Here is a 1,981-nt window from a genome sequence, read left to right as displayed (position 1 = left end):
GGATCGAAACGGTGTCCTCGACGTCAGGTTCGTCGACCAGCACGGTCTGGAACCGGCGCTCCAACGCGGCGTCCTTTTCAATGTGCTTGCGGTATTCGTCGAGGGTCGTGGCACCGATCATGTGCAGCTCACCGCGGGCAAGCATCGGCTTGAGCATGTTGCCGGCGTCCAGGGACCCCTCCGTCGCCCCGGCGCCGACCACGGTATGCAACTCGTCGACGAACAGTAAAATCCGACCCTCGCCCGCCTTGACCTCTGACAGCACCGCCTGCAGCCGTTCCTCGAACTCACCCCGATACTTCGCACCTGCCACCAGCGAACCCATATCGAGGGAGAAAATTGTCTTGTCCCGCAGGCCTTCCGGGACATCGGCGCGAACGATCCGCTGGGCCAGGCCCTCCACGATCGCCGTCTTGCCGACTCCCGGGTCGCCGATCAGAACTGGATTGTTCTTCGTCTTGCGGCTGAGGATCTGAATTACCCTGCGGATCTCGGCGTCTCGGCCGATCACCGGATCCAGCTTGCCGGCGCGGCCCTCGGCGACCAGGTCGCGGCCGTACTTCTCCAGCGCCTCGTAAGCCCCCTCCGGCGACGCTGAAGTGACCCGCTGGTTGCCGCGGACCTTGGTCAGCGCGCCCAGGAACGATTCCCGCGTAACGCCATTGGAGGCCAGCATCCGTCCGGCGGCACTCGTCGAACCCTCTTCGGCGAGCGCGATGACGAGGTGCTCCACCGACACGTATTCGTCCTTGAGCCGCTTGGCTTCCCGCTCGGCGGCCTCTAACAGGTTCGCCAGCCGCCTGGTGACAGAGACCTGGCCCGGCGCGGCGCCCGGACCGCTCACCTTCGGGCGCCGGTTCAGCTCGCGTTCCAGGTCCGCGCGCAGGGCCTCGGTGTCGGCGCCCGTCTGATCCAGCAGCCGCGGTACGAGACCCTCGGGCTGGTCGATCAGCGCCATCAACAGATGTTCGCCGTCGACCTCGATATGACCCATCCGGGTCGCGATGCTCTGCGCTTCGGCCAACGCCTCCTGCGACTTCTGCGTCAGCTTGTTGATGTCCACGGTGATGTCCTCCTTCGGCGAGAAGCGGATTCCAGCTCTTCGATGCGGTCCAGCAGGTCGAGCACCAGCCCGATCGCCGCGTAGTTCAGTCCCAGACCGGTCCTCAACCGCTGGATGCGGGCGACCGTCACCAACGCGGACGGTTCGAACCAGAGATCGCCGCGGGCATCCTGCTGGCAAGCGACGAGGCCGAGCGCGACCAGCCGGCGCACCATGTCGGGATGCAACCTGCAGCGTGTTGCGAACACGTCGAGTTGAATTCCGGGCCGCCGCGCCAGGACATAGCGTGGTGCGGTCATCGTCCCCTCCTGGGGTCGAACGTGGACTCCGCCGCCAGTTGCTCGAACAGCTCACGTTCCTGCGCAGTGGGTTTCGGTGGCACCATCACCTTGATTTCTGCGTAGAGGTCGCCGGCGGCACCGCGCGGGTTGGGCATGCCTTCGCCGCGCAGCCGCAACCGCCGACCGGTCGACGACCCTTGCGGCACCTTAACTTTCGCTTCGCCGCCGGGAGTTCGAATAGCGACAGTGGTCCCCAGCACCGCCTCCCACGGCGACACCGGCAGATCGACGGTGACGTCGCGTCCGTCGAGCCGGAATCGAGGATGCGGCTTGATGCGCACCCGCAGGTACAGATCTCCGGCCGGTCCATCGCCGCTACCTCGGCCGCCCTCTCCCGCCAGCCGTATCCGCTGACCGTCGATGACACCGGCGGGAATGTTGACCCCGTAGTTGCGGTCATCCAGTGAGATCTGCCGTTTGCCGCCCCGGTAAGCCTCCTCGACGGTCAGCTCCAGCACCGCTTCCTGGTCGGCGCCCGGAATCGGCCCGAATCCACCACTGCCGCCGAACATGTCGCCGAAGAGGTCTTCGATGTTGATGCCGCCTGCGCCGCCGAAGCCCTGGCCGTAGCGCACCC

Annotated in this window: 3 protein-coding genes; all 3 read right to left on the bottom strand. The window is 66.3% G+C overall.

Annotated features, from left to right (window positions below):
• The coding region (locus WAN71_RS10370) for a Clp protease N-terminal domain-containing protein (protein ID WP_422225248.1) at positions 1 to 1,063 on the bottom strand (1,063 nt) is incomplete at its 3' end.
• A complete protein-coding gene (locus tag WAN71_RS10365) occupies positions 1,045 to 1,362 on the bottom strand; it encodes a chaperone modulator CbpM (RefSeq protein ID WP_422225247.1) in 318 nt (105 codons plus the stop codon). The genes WAN71_RS10370 and WAN71_RS10365, both read right to left, overlap by 19 nt.
• Positions 1,359 to 1,981 (bottom strand): J domain-containing protein (locus tag WAN71_RS10360; protein ID WP_422225246.1); only part of this gene is annotated, 623 nt, incomplete at its 5' end. The genes WAN71_RS10365 and WAN71_RS10360, both read right to left, overlap by 4 nt.

Origin of the sequence: Mycobacterium sp. (assembly GCF_049280035.1) — a bacterium.
In the GTDB taxonomy this organism is placed as follows: Bacteria; Actinomycetota; Actinomycetes; order Mycobacteriales; family Mycobacteriaceae; genus Mycobacterium.
This window is presented reverse-complemented; position numbering and strand designations above follow the sequence as displayed.